Origin of the sequence: Corallococcus llansteffanensis, from assembly GCF_003612055.1 — a bacterium.
Classification (GTDB): Bacteria; Myxococcota; Myxococcia; order Myxococcales; family Myxococcaceae; genus Corallococcus; species Corallococcus llansteffanensis.
Genome location: NZ_RAWB01001115.1, coordinates 1 through 801, shown reverse-complemented (window position 1 = coordinate 801; position 801 = coordinate 1). Strand labels below are relative to the sequence as shown.

Annotated in this window: 3 protein-coding genes; all 3 read left to right on the top strand. The window is 68.4% G+C overall.

Annotated features, from left to right (window positions below; translation table 11 throughout):
• The first annotated feature begins 5 nt into the window (after window positions 1-5).
• From D7V93_RS47895 to epsW, 3 genes are read left to right on the top strand one after another with little or no spacing between them, the layout of a single operon-like run.
• The gene (locus D7V93_RS47895; RefSeq protein ID WP_504739606.1) at window positions 6-179 is read left to right on the top strand and encodes a hypothetical protein; all 174 of its coding nucleotides are present in this window, start codon (window positions 6-8) and stop codon (window positions 177-179) included.
• A 10-nt stretch (window positions 180-189) separates the two neighbouring features.
• Window positions 190-366, top strand: a complete 177-nt coding sequence (locus tag D7V93_RS46010; protein WP_167509560.1) for a hypothetical protein — start codon at window positions 190-192, stop codon at window positions 364-366.
• Window positions 367-389: 23 nt separating this feature from the next.
• The gene (epsW, locus tag D7V93_RS43680) at window positions 390-794 is read left to right on the top strand and encodes an exopolysaccharide biosynthesis response regulator EpsW (RefSeq protein ID WP_120648733.1); all 405 of its coding nucleotides are present in this window, start codon (window positions 390-392) and stop codon (window positions 792-794) included.
• Window positions 795-801 lie beyond the last annotated feature (7 nt).

Sequence of the window (801 nt, the reverse complement as noted above, 5' to 3'; positions counted from 1 at the left end):
GCGCGGTGGGGGACCGGCAGGTGGTGGGCGGTGTGGGAGCCAGCTGGACAGTGTCACGGTGGGTGTCACTGGAGGCGGACACGCGGACCGCGTGGACTCGCTCGCCCGACGTGGAGGCGGCCCGCATGGTGTGGTCCGCGACGCTGGGACTGTCGGTGCGGCAAACTGGTATCCTCTGAGGCTCCCGACATGGCGAAGCTCATCCTCCTGTCCGTCCTCATTGCAACCGTCGCGCTGCCCGGAGCGGCCGCGCGCGACGTGCATCCCTGGCGGGGGATGAAGAAGGCCATTTTGTGGGTGGCCCTCTTCAACATCGCGTACGCATACGGCGTGCTCGTGCTCGTGCCCAGGTACGGGTTCGGGTGAGGGAAGGAAAGGCGTTCGACGTGATGGAGCTCCAACAGCTCACGGTCCTCCTGGTGGAGGACTCACCGATGTTCCGCGCCATGCTGGGCGACATGCTCCGCGACCTGGGCGTGAAGAACGTGGTGGAGAAGCCCAACGGCAAGTCCGCCATGGAGTACCTGCAGGGCCCGGAGAAGCCGGACCTGGTGTGCCTGGACCTGACGCTGCCGGACGTGTCCGGCTACGACGTCTGCGAGCACATCCGCCGCACGCCGGCCATCGCGAACGTGCCCGTGCTGATGGTGAGCGCGCGCAACCTGCCGGAGGACAAGGCCTACGCGGAGGAGGCCGGCGCCAACGGCTACCTGGGCAAGCCCTTCACGCCGGAGGAGCTGGCCAAGCGCGTGCGCCAGGTCCTGAAGGCCTCGGTGGCCCGGAGCACTCCGTGACGTCCCC